A 276-nucleotide genomic window follows, 5' to 3' on the forward strand; every position below is an offset into this window, starting at 1 on the left:
GTGCAAACACTTCACTACAGCTCCTTCACAGCCAAACCTGGAGGCAGGGACTGCGTCAGCTTCTCTGCCTTCTCCTTGTCTGTGATGACCAGGGTGTACAGGTACCGGCTGCAGCGCACCTTGAATTTCACATTGTCCTTGTTCTTCTTGATCTTGACAGACTTTGCATCCTTCCTCGTGGCCGTCAGCAGAAAGTCTTTGATCTCCTCAATCTTGCGAGGCATGGCTCCGGGCCGGGCTCAGCTCGTTCCAACCGCTACGGCTCTCGGCTGCTAG

The 276-nt window shown here is 55.1% G+C and carries 1 protein-coding gene; it reads right to left on the reverse strand.

From position 1 onward, the window contains the following. Positions 1 to 14: 14 nt before the first annotated feature. A complete protein-coding gene (locus PZC42_RS21175; RefSeq protein ID WP_277214102.1) occupies positions 15 to 224 on the reverse strand; it encodes an eL38 family ribosomal protein in 210 nt (69 codons plus the stop codon). Positions 225 to 276: the final 52 nt, after the last annotated feature.

It is taken from the genome of Isoptericola croceus (assembly GCF_029382255.1).
In the GTDB taxonomy this organism is placed as follows: domain Bacteria; phylum Actinomycetota; class Actinomycetes; order Actinomycetales; family Cellulomonadaceae; genus Isoptericola; species Isoptericola croceus.